Annotated in this window: 14 protein-coding genes; 11 read left to right on the top strand and 3 right to left on the bottom strand. The window is 31.0% G+C overall.

All coding sequences use genetic code 11. The features are described from left to right. Positions 1–149 precede the first annotated feature (149 nt). The 6 genes from RDK80_RS02805 (at position 150) to RDK80_RS02780 (ending at position 7,338) form a co-directional block, all read left to right on the top strand. Positions 150–1,787, top strand: coding sequence for a PucR family transcriptional regulator ligand-binding domain-containing protein (locus tag RDK80_RS02805; protein WP_308523402.1), 1,638 nt, complete (start codon positions 150–152; stop codon positions 1,785–1,787). A 141-nt stretch (positions 1,788–1,928) separates the two neighbouring features. Further along, complete coding sequence (locus tag RDK80_RS02800; protein ID WP_308523401.1) at positions 1,929–3,227, top strand: cytosine permease; 1,299 nt, start codon at positions 1,929–1,931, stop codon at positions 3,225–3,227. Between the two features lie 43 nt (positions 3,228–3,270). Next, entirely contained in the window at positions 3,271–4,317 is a 1,047-nt protein-coding gene (locus tag RDK80_RS02795) for a hypothetical protein (protein WP_308523400.1), read from the top strand. Positions 4,318–4,383: 66 nt separating this feature from the next. Further along, the gene (locus tag RDK80_RS02790; RefSeq protein ID WP_216560417.1) at positions 4,384–4,989 is read left to right on the top strand and encodes an ABC transporter substrate-binding protein; all 606 of its coding nucleotides are present in this window, start codon (positions 4,384–4,386) and stop codon (positions 4,987–4,989) included. A gap of 358 nt (positions 4,990–5,347) precedes the next feature. Beyond that, positions 5,348–6,676 carry an ATP/GTP-binding protein gene (locus tag RDK80_RS02785; RefSeq protein ID WP_216560414.1) on the top strand — a complete coding sequence of 443 codons (1,329 nt, stop codon included), beginning with the start codon at positions 5,348–5,350 and terminating at the stop codon, positions 6,674–6,676. A gap of 2 nt (positions 6,677–6,678) precedes the next feature. Next, on the top strand, positions 6,679–7,338 hold the full coding sequence (locus RDK80_RS02780) for an RloB domain-containing protein (RefSeq protein WP_216560411.1): 660 nt from the start codon (positions 6,679–6,681) through the stop codon (positions 7,336–7,338). Positions 7,339–7,571: 233 nt separating this feature from the next. On the opposite strand, the gene RDK80_RS02775 is transcribed toward RDK80_RS02780, so the two are convergent. Next, a complete protein-coding gene (locus RDK80_RS02775; protein ID WP_216560408.1) occupies positions 7,572–7,994 on the bottom strand; it encodes a helix-turn-helix domain-containing protein in 423 nt (140 codons plus the stop codon). A gap of 477 nt (positions 7,995–8,471) precedes the next feature. Between RDK80_RS02775 and RDK80_RS02770 the strand changes: the two genes are divergently transcribed. The 5 genes from RDK80_RS02770 to RDK80_RS02750 all read left to right on the top strand — a co-directional run bounded on the left by RDK80_RS02770 (position 8,472) and on the right by RDK80_RS02750 (position 13,628). After that, positions 8,472–9,644 (top strand): M20 family metallopeptidase, encoded by a 1,173-nt coding sequence (locus RDK80_RS02770; protein ID WP_216560405.1) that lies wholly within the window; start codon positions 8,472–8,474, stop codon positions 9,642–9,644. Between the two features lie 15 nt (positions 9,645–9,659). Further along, positions 9,660–10,313: a nucleoside recognition domain-containing protein gene (locus RDK80_RS02765; RefSeq protein ID WP_216560402.1), complete on the top strand. Its 654-nt coding sequence runs from the start codon at positions 9,660–9,662 to the stop codon at positions 10,311–10,313. After that, complete coding sequence (locus RDK80_RS02760) at positions 10,297–10,785, top strand: nucleoside recognition domain-containing protein (RefSeq protein WP_216560400.1); 489 nt, start codon at positions 10,297–10,299, stop codon at positions 10,783–10,785. Before RDK80_RS02765 ends, RDK80_RS02760 begins: the two co-directional genes overlap by 17 nt. Before the next feature lie 293 nt (positions 10,786–11,078). Further along, entirely contained in the window at positions 11,079–11,915 is an 837-nt protein-coding gene (locus RDK80_RS02755) for a polysaccharide deacetylase family protein (protein ID WP_216560398.1), read from the top strand. Positions 11,916–12,188: 273 nt separating this feature from the next. Further along, positions 12,189–13,628 (top strand): Na+/H+ antiporter NhaC family protein, encoded by a 1,440-nt coding sequence (locus tag RDK80_RS02750; protein ID WP_308523399.1) that lies wholly within the window; start codon positions 12,189–12,191, stop codon positions 13,626–13,628. Between the two features lie 100 nt (positions 13,629–13,728). On the opposite strand, the gene RDK80_RS02745 is transcribed toward RDK80_RS02750, so the two are convergent. Together RDK80_RS02745 and RDK80_RS02740 are read right to left on the bottom strand one after the other, a co-directional pair. Beyond that, complete coding sequence (locus RDK80_RS02745) at positions 13,729–15,093, bottom strand: sigma-54 dependent transcriptional regulator (RefSeq protein WP_094901037.1); 1,365 nt, start codon at positions 15,091–15,093, stop codon at positions 13,729–13,731. Beyond that, positions 15,077–17,080 (bottom strand): transporter substrate-binding domain-containing protein, encoded by a 2,004-nt coding sequence (locus RDK80_RS02740; protein WP_308523398.1) that lies wholly within the window; start codon positions 17,078–17,080, stop codon positions 15,077–15,079. Before RDK80_RS02740 ends, RDK80_RS02745 begins: the two co-directional genes overlap by 17 nt. Between the last annotated feature and the right edge of the window lie 79 nt (positions 17,081–17,159).

Here is a 17,159-nt window from a genome sequence, read left to right as displayed (position 1 = left end):
AGAATTTTCTCAAAATTGCAAATACGAATAGATTCTGTTAGTATAAAACTAAAGGTAACTTCAGTTATATAGATTATAGTTATAAAGCTGGAAAATATTGAAATAGTTTAACTTTTATCTTCACTTAGCAAGAAAGAAGGGATGATTAAATGAATCTTACAGTAAGGGACATACTTAGTTTAGGTGGTTTAAGAGATGCTAGTATAGTAGCTGGCAATGGTGGAGTCAATAATATAGTAGATAGTATAAGCGTTTTGGAAGTGGCAGACTCTAATATTTCAAAGTGGGTGCTAAAAAACGAATTATATATAACTTCATTTTATGCAATTCATACAAATATTGAGAAGCAAAAAGAAGTAATAAGAGCCTTACATAAGTCAGGAGGCTGTGGGCTTGTACTATGCCATATTGATATGTGGATAAAAGATATTGACAAAGAAATAATAGAACTATGTAATACTATAGATTTCCCTCTTATTGTTGCAAATTCTGAAGTTTCTTATGTAGAGATATTAAACCCTATAATAGAAAAACTTATGAAAATAAATATAGATAATTTCCAGCTACTTCTTTCAACACAAAATAAGCTAATAGAACAGGTTGCAAATAAAGAAGAATTGGAAGATATATTTAACAATATTTCAAGTATGTTTGAACAAGAAATATTGTTTCTTGACTTAGACAATAATTGTATATTCTCTAAAAATGCAGATAAAAACACTATAAAAACAGTAGAGGATTATTTAAGACTCAACTTCAACACTATAAACTCAGAATGTGATAAGTTTAATTACTGTATCAAAAATATTGGACAAAAGAAGAAGGTATTATATCCTATTAAAACTATAGGTAAGTTCTATGGTTTTGTAGTAGTCGGATATGAAGAAGAAAGATTTGAACATACATTGAGAAAAATAGAAAATATTGCTAAGATATGCACATTGATTTATACAAAAAAAAGTAGAATCCAAGAATTAGAAGAAATTAATATTCAAGATTATATTGGTGATTTAATTACTTGGAATTTTAGAAGTGAAGAAGTTGCTTTAAAGGCAGGATTAGACATTAATTGGGATATCGTCAATAAAACTAGACTCATGATTATTAATATTAATAGCATTCAAGAAAATTTATCTAGTAAAGGTGTAAAGGATATTCAAAATTATGCTAAGAAGGTTCTATATCCTACCTTGTCTCAGGAGGTTAAATATTCTAACCCTAATAATTTAATTGGATTTAGATCTGATGTGGTCTTTATATTATTACATAGTAATAATGATAAAATCAAAGATAAAGATAAGGCCAGTTCTTTAGGTCAAAGGATATTAAAAATATGTAATAATGATTTCATAGGCTCTGTATCCATAGGAATAAGCAACCATATGGAAGAAGTTACTGAAATTCCTAAGGCATATAAGGAGGCAACAAGTGCCGCTATAATGGGACGAAATTTATTTGGAGAAAATAGGGTAGTTAAATATAATGAGCTAGGCTTTTTTCCATTATTAAAGGATCTGAAATTTAATGATGATATTAGAGTTATAATTGATTATTTATTAGCACCATTAATAGATTATGATAAGGCCAATGGTACTGATTTAATAGAGACATTGAAAAATCTCTTAGATAATAATATGAATATTTCAACAGTCGCTAAGGATATGTATTTGCACAAAAATACTGTACTTTATAGAAAAAACAAGATAACTGAAATATTGAATGATAATCCATTTGAAATGCCATATACGCTCAATTATTTATTGGCATTTATGATAAATAGTCTATAATAAAGAAATTTTAGGTGGTATGTGTTTGTGTTTTTGCACAAATACATACCTTTATATTTGTCTTTTACTATAATGTAATATCAATTAAGAGGTGTTAAAATTAAAATTAATCAACAAAATAAAAAATAGGAGGGAAAATGTATGACTACCAACATTCAAACGCATCACACAGCCCAACACGACAATGCAACTGAAAGAGTACCTGAAAACCAGAAAAAAGGTTTTTTTGATGTTGCCATTGTAGCAGCAGGTTTCTGTATTGCCATGTCAGGACTCTTTACTGGAGCGTCGATAGCAGTAGGTCTTGATCTAAAACAAGCAATTATAGCCTCTTTTATTGGTAACACTATTTTATCTATTTATGGTGGTGCAGTAGGTGCTGCAGGGGCTAAAGAAGGTGTAGCTACTCCAATGTTAGCTAGACCAGGATTTGGAAGACAAGGTTCAAAGGTTGTAAGTTTAGTACTTGCTCTTAGTATGTTAGGTTGGTTTTCTGTTCAAGTAGGATTCTTTGGAGACACAATTAATGCTATGTTCCCTAACGGTGGATTTTTAACTACAAAATATGTGGCAGCATTTTGGGGTGGGATACTAATGCTTTTAACTGCCTACTATGGCTACAAAGGAATTAGCTTATTAAGCAAGATAGCGGTTCCACTGATAGTCATTACTGCAACTATAGGTATGATTGTGGCAGTAAAGCAAGTAGGAGGCTGGAATGTGGTTGCAAGTATGAAACCAGAGCAATCTATGGGCTTAGGAGCTGGAATAGTAATGGTAGTAGGATCATTTGCAGGAGGGGCTTCTGCCCAAGCAGATATTACAAGATATGCAAAATCTACAAAAGTAGCTTGGTTAGGTACAATTTTCGGATATATGGTTGCAAATGTTTTCATTATAATGGCTGGATTTGTAACTACAGTAGCTACTGGTATAGGTGATCTTCCATCAGCTATGCTACAACTAGGTCTTGGTATCCCTGCATTATTAGTACTTATAGGTGCACAGTGGACTACTAATGATAATAATTTATATACCTCATCCTTGGGACTTGCAAATATTATCAATGTAGATAGATCAAAGATAGTTCTTGTATCAGGTGTTATAGCTACCCTTGTAGGTGTTGCAGGTCTATCAAACTACTTCGCTGATTGGTTGGTTTTATTAGGTATAGGAGTTCCACCAATGGCAGGAATAATATTGGCAGACTACTTCTTTATTAGCAATCAAAAATATGAGTATGGCAAAGGTAGTGAATATTGTCAGTGGAATATAAATGCATTTATAAGCTGGGCAATAGCTTGTTTGGTAGGTTACTTTGTTAATTGGGGAATAGCTTCACTAAATTCACTAATCGTAGGAATGGTAGTATATATAATTCTTATGAAGATGAATAAGGATAAGAAGATTGGATTAATTGGCACATATATTGAACCATAATAGTTCAATTTATAATAAAAATAATATCAAGGGGGAATTTAATATGCCAAAATATATGGATATGGAATTAGCACAAGCAGCATATAAGTTGATGCATGATATGGTTAAAGTAAAAAAAGGTGAAAGCGTATTAATTACAATTGATTCAGTTTCTGATTTTAGAGTTGCAGAGGAAATAGCAAAAATGTCAGAAGCTTTAGGGGCAAAGGTAATGGTAGCATGGCACTCAACACCAAAGGGATATGGGGCGTTAACTATGCCATATTTACCAGAACCTCTGATTGCTTGTGCAGATAAAACAGATGTATGGATAGAATTAAATGACCAATGGCTTCTTTATTCACCACTGTGGGACAAGGCTGTTACTAATGGAAGAACCAGACAGGTAATGCTTGGTGGTCTAGGAATTGAAAGAATTGTAAGGAATATTGGAAAAATTGATATGGATATTCAAAAACAATTCCAAGATGAACTAACAAGAATGACTAAGGAAGCATCTGAAGTAAGGATAACAAATAAAGCTGGTACAGATGTATCCTTTAAAAATGACCCTAATAGACCAATTAATAGCGAAATAGATTATAGTGTTCCAGGGGCACATTTCTTAATAGGACAAATTGGATGGGCTCCTATAGAAGAAAGTATTAATGGTAGAATTGCTATTGATGGAGCATTAAGTGGTGGTGGAGATGCAGAACTAGGAGTATTAGATGAGGTCATAACTTATGTTGTTGAAAAGGGAAGAATAGTTGATTTTGAAGGTGGCAGCAAGGCAGAATTAGTTAAAAATTATTTCAAATCTCTGAATGATCCAAATATGTATATTGCAGCACATGTTTGCTATGGCTGTAGCCCTAATGCAAAGTTAGAAGGATGTACAACTGAAGATGAAAGGGTTTGGGGTAGTACAGAGTGGGGCTTCGGTCACCAAGGATCTAATTATTCTGGTGGTGAATCAAGAGAGGCTAAGAGTCATATTGACGGTATTTGCTTAAATTGCTCAGTTTGGTTAGATGGTCGCCAAATATTAAAAGATGGTGTTTTCATAGATCCAAAACTAGAAGAACTTGCAAAAAAACTAGGTAAATAAATAAACTTTGGCTGTCAGTAATCTGGCAGCCAAATTACAGTACTTCTAATAAAGGATGGTGCTACAATGAAAAAAATAATAAATATAGGAGCAGATCCATTTCCCCCATATCAATATTATGATGAAGATGGAAATCTAAAAGGCTCTGATTATGAAAATATAAAAAACAAATTTGAAAATATGGGGTATGAAGTAAATATAGTTTTAGATGAGTGGAAAATCATTGAAGATAATATTGTCAACAAGAAATTAGATGCAGCATTTCAAGTACAATATACTAAGGAGAGAGAAAGCAAATACTTTTTTTCAAATTTATTTAGAAATGCAATTACAGAAGTAGTTACAGGTAATCCAGAAATAAAGCTTAACTCCTATAAAGAAATAGAAGAAAACAAGTTGACTTTAGGTGTTATAGCTAATTATACCTATGGTGATGATATTGATAATATTGATTCTTCTTTGAAGGTTAGCTACAAAGACCAAACAGAGCTTCTCAAGGCTATTAATGATAAGGTAGTTGATTTGGGCATATTTGATAAGGGTGTAAAAGAATATATATTAGAAAAAGAAGAATTCTCAAATATACATTCAATAAAAGCCTTAGAATTTATAAGACCACTATATGTAGTATTTAGTAATGAAAGCTTGAGAAATGAGTGGAATGAGAAGTAAATAAAGGCATAGAAAACATAGGAAAAGATTGTATCCTGTGTTTTCTTTTATTTTCAGCAAGTCCAAAAAGTACCAGGTACCATCCGACTTTTATCGAAACTTGCCAATAAAAAATATGATTATGAATTTGCTACATTTCATCATAGTATCATTGAATTATGTTACCTTTATGTATGTAACAGAGATTGGGTGGAATGAAGAATAAATAAGCTTCAAGTTGTGATTATTAAGAAAGTGTGTTTATAATAATTTTGCAAAATAATTTCAAAATTGAATAACATATTTGACTTTTGAGCATAATATAAGTATAATATGAAGTGTGATTTTGCAAAATAATTGCAGAATGGAGGGAAAAAATATGCTTTTGGAATTTAGAACAAAAAATTATAAATCTTTTGTAGATGAAACTGTTTTTTCAATGACGGCTGCACCGAAGCAAAAAGGTTTAGATTACAGTCTACTTATAGAAAGAATAAAAGGCAAAAATATTAAGGGGTTATGTTCATCGGTGATATATGGGCCTAATGCAGCAGGGAAAACTAATATTATTGGTGCAATGGACACTTTTAGAGCTATTGTATTACGAGGAAACATTCGAAATTCCGAAGAGAAAACTACACTAAATCCAGCAGCGAATGCATTGGAATTGATACCGAACAATAATGCAAGATGTTCAGAACCTGTATTATTCTCTATAGACTTTATAGAAAATAGCCTTCTTATTCATTACTCCATAAATTTAGATTTAGGTTGCTTTCTGGATGATACTTACTCTAGAAAAGTATTAAAGGAAGAGCTTTATGTAAATGGAGAAAAAATATTTTTAAGAGAAGATGGGCTTTCTTTCGGTAATTTGAAGAGCATAAAAAACTATTTAGTTGATACTACTTATCAAAATGAAAAGAGTGTTATTGAAATATCTAGAAATAGTTTAAATGATGAGGAACTTTTTCTAACAAACGGATTTAAATTAATATTTAGCCAGAATTTTGTAAAATTAATTACAGAATGGTTTGCAAAGAAATTTATGGTTATTTATAGAGCGGATTCAATGCAGCTTATTAAGCGCTTTGTTGATCCTCAGAAGCAAACGGTTTATGTGGAAAAGACTACAAATAATGCTGCAAGACTATTTGGAATTAATTCTAATGCATTGGGATATGTCATAAGCGATGATGAAGAAGATGCAAAGCTATGTTCAATTTTTGAAGATATAAAAGACCAAAAAAGAGCTGCAATGGCCGCAGAGATATTTGAATCTTATGGAACAATTCGTTTTGTTAATATGTTTCCTTTAGTAATTAGAGCAATATTGACAGGAGGCACGTTAGTAGTTGATGAGTTTGATGCTTCTATTCATCCCATGGCATTGATGAGTATTATAAACATTTTTCATAATGACGATATCAATATTAAACATGCACAATTAATTTTTAATACTCATAATCCAATATTTTTAAATTCAAACTTATTCAGACGGGATGAAATTAAATTTGTTGAAAGAGATGAGGATGCTCATAATAGTGTAGTATATGCTTTATCTGATTTTGGAACTACTGGTGAAAAAGGAGTGCGTAAGCATGAAGATTATATGAAAAACTATTTTATCAGTCAATATGGAGCTATTAAAGATATTGATTTTACACCAATCTTCGAGGAATTGATTTCTCAAGAAAGAGAGGTGTAATAATGGCGAAATTGAAATCAACTAAAAAATATTATTTTAGTGTAGAAGGTGAAACGGAGCAGTGGTATCTTAAGTGGTTACAAGGTGAAATCAATGATTCTTCAGAAGCTACATTCAAGGTTTCTTTTGATTGTCCTATAGAGAAGAATCCATTAAAAAGGGCAAAGTCACTTGTTGTTATTAGAAAAACAGACATTTACCATATTTCTGATTATGAAAGTGACGAACCGATCCATGTGAAAGAATTTAAAGATACTATGGATAATATGAAAAAGGCTAAAGAATTAGGCAAGCAAATAACATATAAATTTGGATACACCAATTTAACTTTTGATTTGTGGATTGTTTTGCATAAGGCTGATTGTAATGGTCCCTTTGCGCATAGGCGACAATACCTTCTTCCAATTAATCGAGCTTTTAATGAGAATTTTGAAAGTATGGATGATTACAAGCATGAAGCCAATTTTAAACGTATCTTGAATAAATTAACGTTGACAGATGTAATAACTGCTGTTAACCGTGCAAAAGTCATTATGCAACGTAATAAAGATAATGGATATATACTACATGAATATAAAGGATTCAAATATTACAAAGAGAATCCCTCATTAGGAATATGGGAGGTTATTAAAAAAATATTAAAAGACTGTGAATTAGTCTAATGATTTAAATGCAATTGTGGGTAGAACATTAGTATCTAGTTGAGGAACAAGGAGGATACTAAAGGCATGAAGCAAAAAATATGTTTTATTTTATTGTTTACTTTTATACTTTCATTAAGCTTTGGTAGATATGGAACAGATCAAGAAGGTTGGCAAAAATTCATAAAACACTTTATTTGGATAAATAATTAATTTTTTTAATGCTCGCAAAACAAAAAAGAAACTAGTAAATTTTATTTTTCTAGTTTCTTTTCTAATTTTAATATTTCTATAGTAGCTTCTATACCATACTTTAAAACTTTATCAAGCATATCTTTAGTAATAGGTTCATTTTTATCTATAATTCCTTCATTCAACAATCTTTCCCTAATTTTCTCTTCTATTTCGTTATATCCTTTAGATTTAAAATTATCATTGAACAAGTTAGTATCGGATTTGGTATAATCTTTTTTATTGTTAGTACGTCCAAGGAGATAGTCAGTGGAACATTCGAGAACTTCTGATATTCTTGTGATTATTTCTGCTTTTGGCTCTCTCAAATTATTCTCATATCGTGATAGACTAGCTTCAGTAATACCTGTTTTTTCAGCTAATTCTTTTTGACTTAAATTAAACTGTTTTCTCAATTCTAATATTCTTTCACCAATACTTGCCACTTGTTATGTTCCTCCTAAATAATATCTTACCAATATTATAATCCATATAAGTTTTACTAGCATTATATTTACCAAAAATACAAGAAAGATGTTGACGTATTACCAAACGGTATGGTAACATTATGTTACCGAATGGTAATTTGATTAAAAACAACTTGCCAATTATTACAATAGCTTAAACATCATCTTTTACTTATTTATTTAATTTACTAATATTTGTATGCTTTATTTTTGAATGACCAATATTTTATCAGGAGGTGAATCTAATGAGAAATCTATATAAAAAATTCATAACTCTTAACTATAACAAGTCATCATGGTCAATTCATATTTTAGTCCTATCACTAGCGTTTTTGCAGATATTTCTTTTATAAAATTTGCTTTTAATTATAGTATTAGATCTAGCTTTATCAAAAAAATATAATTTAAAATCAATATCTGTACACCATTAATAAAAATTTCAAGGAGGATAAGATTATGGAAAATAGTTTAAATCAAATCTATAAATATATAGATGATAGTAAGGATGAAATGATAGCCTTATGGAGAGATATTGTTAATTTGGAAAGCTATGCTAGAGAAAGGAATAATGTAAATATAGTAGCTCAACGTCTAAAAGAAGAATTTGAGAAAGAAGGATTAAGTTGCAGATTAGTTGATGTGGGAGAAGAAAATGGAGTTACTCTAGTTGGAGAATTAGGTTCTGATAGAGAAAATAAACCTGTGATTTTCTCTGGACATATGGACACTGTTTTTCCTACTGGAACCTTTGGAGACAAGCCTTTTAGAATGGAAGAAGGTAAAGCCTATGGACCAGGGGTATTGGACATGAAGGGAGGAATAATCATTTCTCTATATGTTATTAAAGCTTTAAACAAGACTAATTACAATAAAAGACCAATAAAGATTATTTATTCTGGAGATGAAGAAATCGGTCATGTAAATTCAAAGGGTGCAGAAATAATATTAAATGAAGCAAAAGGTGGTATTTGTGCATTTAATATGGAGACAGGCTTAGTTGATAATTATCTATGTGTAGGAAGAAAAGGCAGGATGGAGTGCCATGTTACTGTAGATGGAGTAGAGGCACATGCTGGAAATGATTTCTCAAGTGGGAAAAATGCAATAGCGGAAATGGCTCTAAAGGTTATAGAAATTCAAAAACTTACTGATTTAGAATCTGGAATTACTGTTAGCGTAGGAAAAATAAATGGTGGTACAGTATCCAATGCAATACCTGCACAATGCACTATAGAAATTGATATTAGGTTTGATAAAATGAGTGATATGGATATTGTTAAAGAAAAAATACAAGATATATGCAAGAAAACATATATAGAAGGAACTTCAACAAAATATGAAATCGTAAGCTCAATGGCAGCCTATGAAACAACAGAAGATGTCATGAAATATTATAATTTTGTCAATGAAGTATCTAAGAAATATGGATTTGGAGAAATGGGTTATAAAAGGCTTGGAGGTAGTTCAGATGCTTCCTATATAACTATAGCAAAAACTCCTGTTTTGTGTTCATTTGGAGTGCAAGGTCAATGGAACCATACTATTAAAGAATATGCTTTGGTGGATTCTTTATTGAAGAGGACAAAGCTAATATCTACGATTATCATGAATTTACAAAAATTTCAATAGTGAAAGGAGCATATTATGAATATGGTAAATCAAAACAAAGTAACTTGGAAAGGTTGGCTATCATTATTAGGTTTGATTATTTTGTTTTCAGGAGTTTTCAAAGATTCTGATGGTGTACTCAAAGCATTTGACTTTGCAAACTTGACAGGTAATTTTGGAGAAATTTATGAAGGTATAAATTTTGTTGGAAAAGGTGGAACAGGAGCGAAAGAAGGACTTCTATTTACACTTACTCTAATACCTACAGTTTGCCTTGCAGTAGGGCTAATTGATGTAGTGGAATCTATGGGAGCAATGGATGCGGCTGCAAAGCTATTTAATCCTCTGCTCAAGCCATTACTAGGGATTCCTGGAATTGCAGGCATATCTTTTGTTGCTTCTTTTACCAGCTCAGATATTGGATCATTTATGACAAAGGAATTAGTAGAGGATGGGCATATGACTGATGATGAACGAACCATATATGTAGCATATCAATATGCAGGTTCTGCTGTTGTATTGAATACAATAAATACTCAAGCACCATTATTGCCCATATCTTTACTTGCTATTGGACCAATTATTTTGATAGAAATAGTTTGCAAGATTTTAGGTGCAAATTTAGTTAGACTAATTATTCGTATTAAAAATAGGAAGGAAAGAGGTGTAAAACATGAGCCAATTAGTTAAAGAGAAAAAGAAAAGTACCATTGAAACTTTTATGGGCGGTGCAAAGAAAGGGTTTTATATAGGCATTGAACAAATACTTCCCGCTATGGTTCTTGGGTATGTAATAGTTCAATTCTTGCAGCTAACTGGTTTGGTTGATATTTTAGGAAATGTTTTTGGACCTATAATGGGTATTTTTGGATTACCTGGAGAATCTGTAGTAGTGTTTATATCTGCATTCTTTGCAAAAGCAGCAGGAGCGGCTACAGCAGCTAATTTATATACTCAAGGGTTAATAAATGCAGCACAAGCAACTATACTTATTATGCCTAGTATGCTTATGGGAACTCTAGTAGGACATTATGCAAGGATAGTTCTGGTTGCAGATACTAATCCTAAGTATAGAAAGCTTATGCTATTTATTCCCATATTTGATACTATTGTAGGTATGTTATTAATGAGATTAATTCTTACTATTATGGGATTACAATAAATTCATTAACATATAACTTAGGTGATATATAAGGGGAGGAGATTTTTCTTTAAGCTGTATTAGATATACTTCTCCCCTTCTTGTTTAAATTCGACAGCCTCAAGGAAACTAAAATCCCTATATTTTTCATTTAAATAGAATCTATTGATAATAATTTATAAGCAAGATAAATAACGTCTTAAAAACTTATAATATTTGATTATAAAAATACTAAGAATATAACTTAAAACTCTTATCTTCAAAAGATAATTTATACAACAAATAACCTTCTCAACAGATATAAAATTAATATATTGAAGACTCTATGTAATCATGATAAAATAAATCGAAGAACAAGAACAAAAGGGGATGATTACATAAGAAAAATATTAGTTATAGTTATTTTTTTATTTGCCTGTACAGCTACAGTTTCCTACGCTAGTTTAGATAAGATTCCTGTATTTCTATATCACCATATATTGCCTGAACAGGATATTATAAACTGCGGTTGGGAAAATAATAATAGTGTACTAAGCCTTGAAAAATTTACTGAACAAATGAAATATTTAAAGGAAAATGGTTATTATACAGCCACCATGAATGAGCTTGAATCCTTTATGGATGGAAAAATAAAACTTCCTAAAAAAACAGTGGTTATAACCTTTGATGATGGATATCTAAGCAATGGTATATATGCCTATCCTATAATGAAAGAATATGGCATGAAAGGAACTATTTTTTCAGTAGGAGAGCTGGCAACTAGAGAAAAAATGGAATTTGATCCTAAGGGCTTACAGTATATTCCAGTAGGGGATATGGGAAAATATAATGATGTATTCTTATTTGCCTGTCATACCTATGATCTACATCGTCATAATGAAGAAGGGATTCCATTTTTAAAATCTCTTTCTGAGGAAGAAATAATGAAGGATTTATTTAAAAGTAAAGAATTATTGAATTCACAATACATAGCTTATCCCTTTGGAGAATATGATAAACGCACTATTAAATATGTAGAAGAAGCAGGATATAAGCTGGGGTTCACAGTAAGCTCAGGATATGTATCTAGATATACTAAAAAATATGAAATTCCTAGAATGGTTATCAATCAAAATATAGATTTAGATAAATTTATGTCTTTTCTAAAATAAATAAGATATTTTCAAAATGAACGCCTTATAGGTAGAAGTACCTATAAGGCGTTTTGTATAATAAAAGATTTTAAGTAAAGCCTACCTAGTATAGTTCACCCTATGCAATATATTGCATAGGGTGAACTATTTTACATAGCAATTTTTTTCAATTATATTGTTCTACTAAGGGATTTTGGGCATATTACCTATATAAGGACATGGCATCCTTCTTGCAATTATATATTAATCCATATATATACTTTAATAAATAATATTAAGAGGGGGAGTAAAATGAGTAATGAAACAAAAAAATTAGAGTTTTATGGTGGTGAATGGGTTTCTTTCTTACCTTTTGTTGTATTCTTAGTTATGATTATACTTACAACATTCCACTTTGGCTCTATATCAGATGGTGCTCTTTGGATACCTGCATTCACTGCCTTAGTTGTTGCTTTTTTCTTTGCAAAGGATAAGTCACAATATTCTAATGCTCTAATTAATGGTATGGCTAGTAAAGAAGCTATAATCCCTGTAGTATGCTGGATCTTTGCAGGAGTCTTTTCTAGAATTCTTCGTACTTCAGGTTTAGCTGATGGAATTGCTGGTGTAGCTGCTTCTATGGGTATTCAAGGGACTTTCTTTATCGTTATATCTTTTTTAGCATCAGCAGTCTTTGCGACAGCTTCTGGTACAGGCTTTGGTACAATTGCTGCTGGAATGGGTGTTTTATATCCAGCTGGTATTGCTTTAGGCGCACATCCTGCTCTTTTAGCTGGTGCTATAATTTCTGGTGGTGCCTTTGGAGATAATCTTGCACCGGTTTCTGATACAACTATTTGTTCTGCTACTTCACAAGGTGTTGATGTTCCAGGTGTAGTTAAATCTCGTCTGAAATATGCCATTACTTCAGGTATTATAGTTATTATTGGAATTATCATTATTGGAAGTGGATATAAAGGTGATATTTCAGCTATGGAATCTATTTCATATAACCCTAAGACATTATTTATGCTGATTCCAGTTGCATTAACCATTTGGATTGCCGTTAAATCTGGAGATATTATTATTGCAACTACAGTAGGGTCTGTATTAGCAGGTGGAACAGCAGTATTATTTGGATTAATGGACCTTATACAAATAGATCCTGCTGCTGATGTAGTTAAGGAGGCTTTGATTAGAGTTTCAGGTGCTGGACTTGATAGAACAGTAGATGGTGTTATTTATACAGGTATCAATAGTATGATGCAGGTTGTAGTCCTAGCACTTTTATTATTTGGTTCAATTGAAATCATGAGAGCAGGACATGGAGATGTTAAATTATTAAATGCTTTAGGAAAAGTAGCAAAGAGCCCAAGGAGTGCAGAGTTTGTTATAAGCTTTATGATTATAATACTTTCAGCTTTAATGGGACTTAATGCTCCTGCAATATTAGCAGTTGGTGCTTCCTTTGCTAGACCACTAGGTGAGAAACATGGAATTAGTCCATATCGTATTGCAAATCTTTTAGACGCCCAATCTAATACATTTGTTTATGCCCTACCTTGGACACCTGCTATAATCTATACCATAAGTTTTGCTAAAGACAGTGCAGCTCCATTAACAGCAGTTGAAGTAACGCCATATGTATTATATTCCTATGCTATGCTAGCAGTAATGTTTATTTCAATAATATTTGGAATCGGTAGATACGATAATATGAAACAAGCTAAGAAAATTAGCGGAAAGGCATAAAAAATACCTCCAAGTAGATAGTCTATTTTAATTAGACTATCTACTTTGGAAGTATCATATCATCAAGGAATTATTTTTTATAACGAATAGTAAAGTTCTACTATGACATAAATTCTCTTAAATTGTACTCGTTTATTTTATTGAAAAGTTGTCTTCTACTTAAACCGATTACCTCAGCGGTTTTGGTTATATTGTTATCGTTTAATTTTAGAGCGTTGATTAAATATTCTTTTTCAAAGTTTGCCCTTGCAAGGTTAAAGTCTAAAGTATCAAAGTGTTTATGAGAATCAAAGTTTCTTGCTGTACTTGATTCTATTTCCTCCATTTTCAATATTCCATCCTTACATAAGACAAACATTCTCTCGATTATATTTTTTAATTCTCTGATATTACCAGGATAGCTATAATTAAGTAGATATTTTAATGTTTCATTTTCTATCTTAGTAATATCCTTTTTAAATTCCATCTTATAATTATCTATAAAGAAATTAATCATATCCAAGATATCTTCTTTTCTCTCTCTGAGAGGAGGTATTTCAAGTATAATAGTATTTATTCTATAAAAGAGATCTTCTCTAAAATTTCCACTTTGAATCTCATGTAGTAGATTCTTGTTAGTTGCACAGATTAATCTAAAATCAACTTCTATTTGTTTATTTGAACCCATTCTTTCAATTTTTCTATTTTCTAATACCCTTAGAAATTTAACTTGAATTTCTTGAGATATCTCTCCTATTTCATCTAGAAAGATAGTACCTCCATTAGCTTCTTCAAATCTACCAATTCTCTTTTCATTAGCACCAGTAAAAGAACCTTTTTCATGTCCAAATAATTCAGATTCTAATAGATTTGTAGAATAATATTGACAATTAATAGCGATAAAAGGCATGTTAGATCTCTTGCTTATATCGTGAAGTCTTTGAGCTATGATCTCTTTTCCTACACCGGATTCCCCTAAAAGAAGTACATTTGCACTTGATTGTCCAATATCCTCTAGAGTGTTTAATAATTCCTTCATTTTAGGATTCTTGCTTTGATAAAGATATCTTTCCTTATTCTTCTTTGTTGAAATCATATTGTTCTTCTTTTGTAAATTTAGCAGTTTTTTAGCCTTTTCTATTTCAATTAAAAGTTCCTCTGGATTATGGCTTTTGATAAAATATCCGAATGCTCCTATTTTCATGGCTTCTACAGCTGTTTCTACTCCTCCGTAGCCTGTAACCATGATTACCTCTACGGACTCGTAGTCTGATTTTATCTTTTTCAATACCTCTATACCACTTAAACCAGGCATGATTACATCACATAGAACTATTGGATAGTATTCACTTTCCATAATATTTAAGGCTTCATCTCCACTTTTTGCCTCCCCAATAATAAAGCCTCTGCTTTCTAAAAGCATCCTATAGGTTTCTCTATGTTCTTTTTCATCATCAACTATTAATATTTTAAATACTTCCTTCATTGCTATTCCCTCCAGCTGGTAAATACACTTTGAATTTTGTACCAAATCCTAACTTGCTTTCTACAGAAATGTCACCTTTTAGTTTTTTAACTTCATTATAGGTTATATAAAGTCCCAGTCCTGTACCTTTACCTGGTTCCTTAGAAGTATAAAAGGGATTGAAGATTTTCTCTATATTCTCTGGACTAATTCCAATTCCGTTATCTATAAATTCTATTAGGATACCTTCATCATATTCATAGGCTTTTACTATGATTTCTCCATTTTCTTCAATAGCATCCATAGCATTAGACAATAAATTTATCAATATATGCTTTAAAGACTCTTGATTAATTAAAAATTTATAGTTATTTATACATTCAACTTTATAACTTATCCCCTGTTTCTGTAAATTCTTTACTTGTAGCTCTAAAATATTGTGGATAAATTCACCTATATCCACAAATTCTTCCGTATCACCAGAAATTCTAGAGAAATTGAGAATATTATCAATAATTCTACTGGCTCTTTGTACCGCATTATCAATATAATCAAGGGATTTATTGATATTTGCATTGGAATATGACCTTAGAATAAAACTATGATTTCTAATTATTCCTAAAGGATTTCTAATTTCATGGGCTATACCAGCAGCTAATTCTCCAATTGCCATCATTTTATTAGCTTGGAGCAATTTATTCTTACTTATTTTATCGCTAGTAACGTTATACATTAAAACTAATGTATTGTTAATATTATTATTGGTGTCCTTTAAGGGATAAGTATTGACTTCATAGACTTCATTTTTTAAATATATTTCATTTTTACAATTAATACTATCCTCAAAAGTACTTTTTATAATATTATCAAAATCAGAAGTAGAAAACATATCCAAAATTTCACCATAATACTTTCCTAAGACCTGATATTTGCTCTTTCCTATGAAATTTAAGAAGGACTTATTAGTATTAACAACTATATTATCTCTATTTAAAACTAACATAAACTCAGTCATTCCATCAAAAACGATTTGCAGGTCATTTCTACTATCTTCTAACTCTTTAGTTCTAACTTTAATTTGTTTTTTAAGAGAACTATTCCATAGACTCATCAAGATAATAATAGTAGCTATTATAAGTATAAGGGAAAATATATATTTTTTAGCTACCTCAATATCAAATTGTCTAACAATAGGTGCTGAAATGCCAAACCATTTTTGCTGCACTTTTTCAACAGCATTTTTCTTCTTCAATGCATCTATACCCTTGTTTAAAATAGGAATTAATTCAGGTTTAGACTTAGGAACAGCGAAAACCACCTGATTTTCATAAACAGGTTTTTCAATTATTTTTACTTTATTTTCTAGATGATTATTATTTAAGTGATAAAATATGACAGGTTCGTCTCCTAAAACTCCATCTACTTTCCCTTCTCCAAGAAGTAGCAATGCTTCCTCTAAGTCACCAACATAATGCTGCTCGATACTAGGGAAATTAATACTTAGATATTCGCTGGCATAGTCTTTCTTTTGCATAGCCATAACCTTACCTTCAAGGTCTTGTAAACTATGTATGTCAGTGTTGCTAGCCTGAATCACCAATACAGATCTTAAATTATATATAGGTTTAGTGAATAGGAAATGTTTACTCCTTTCAGCACTAGCAAACATATCACATATATCAGTTTGACCTTGTGAAAGGCTGTCTATAGCATCTTCCCAGAGCATAGGATGAAGTTCGATATTAGTTCCTATTTCTATAGATAAGGAATTTACATAATCAATAAGAATTCCCTTATACTGTCCATCTGCTTCATCATGAAATCTAAGAGGAGGAGCATTTCTATCAGCAGCATATATTAGACTTCCCTGTTGATGTAACCATTCTCTCTCTTTTTTGGTTAAATTATTAGATAAATTAATTCTATTATTTAGAATTATAAAGAGGGGAAATAATATGATAAGTATTATAAAAATAATTGCAATTTGTTTATAAGCCTTATGACCCAAGGTTATACCTCCCACTAAGATGATAATTTTATTATATCATATCTTTTAAGAGATGACTAAATACTGGGAATAATTAGAA

The organism is uncultured Tissierella sp. (genome assembly GCF_902479755.1).
GTDB classification, from domain to species: Bacteria; Bacillota; Clostridia; order Tissierellales; family Tissierellaceae; genus Tissierella; species Tissierella carlieri.
This window is presented reverse-complemented; position numbering and strand designations above follow the sequence as displayed.

Excerpts from the sequence above, each read along its gene's own strand:
- RDK80_RS02800 (WP_308523401.1), top strand. The coding sequence starts at position 1,929 with ATGACTACCAACATTCAAACGCATCACACAGCCCAACACGACAATGCA.
- RDK80_RS02765 (WP_216560402.1), top strand. The coding sequence starts at position 9,660 with ATGAATATGGTAAATCAAAACAAAGTAACTTGGAAAGGTTGGCTATCA.
- RDK80_RS02745 (WP_094901037.1), bottom strand. The coding sequence starts at position 15,093 with ATGAAGGAAGTATTTAAAATATTAATAGTTGATGATGAAAAAGAACAT.
- RDK80_RS02760 (WP_216560400.1), top strand. The coding sequence starts at position 10,297 with ATGAGCCAATTAGTTAAAGAGAAAAAGAAAAGTACCATTGAAACTTTT.
- RDK80_RS02795 (WP_308523400.1), top strand. The coding sequence starts at position 3,271 with ATGCCAAAATATATGGATATGGAATTAGCACAAGCAGCATATAAGTTG.
- RDK80_RS02790 (WP_216560417.1), top strand. The coding sequence starts at position 4,384 with ATGAAAAAAATAATAAATATAGGAGCAGATCCATTTCCCCCATATCAA.
- RDK80_RS02750 (WP_308523399.1), top strand. The coding sequence starts at position 12,189 with ATGAGTAATGAAACAAAAAAATTAGAGTTTTATGGTGGTGAATGGGTT.
- RDK80_RS02805 (WP_308523402.1), top strand. The coding sequence starts at position 150 with ATGAATCTTACAGTAAGGGACATACTTAGTTTAGGTGGTTTAAGAGAT.
- RDK80_RS02785 (WP_216560414.1), top strand. The coding sequence starts at position 5,348 with ATGCTTTTGGAATTTAGAACAAAAAATTATAAATCTTTTGTAGATGAA.
- RDK80_RS02780 (WP_216560411.1), top strand. The coding sequence starts at position 6,679 with ATGGCGAAATTGAAATCAACTAAAAAATATTATTTTAGTGTAGAAGGT.
- RDK80_RS02770 (WP_216560405.1), top strand. The coding sequence starts at position 8,472 with ATGGAAAATAGTTTAAATCAAATCTATAAATATATAGATGATAGTAAG.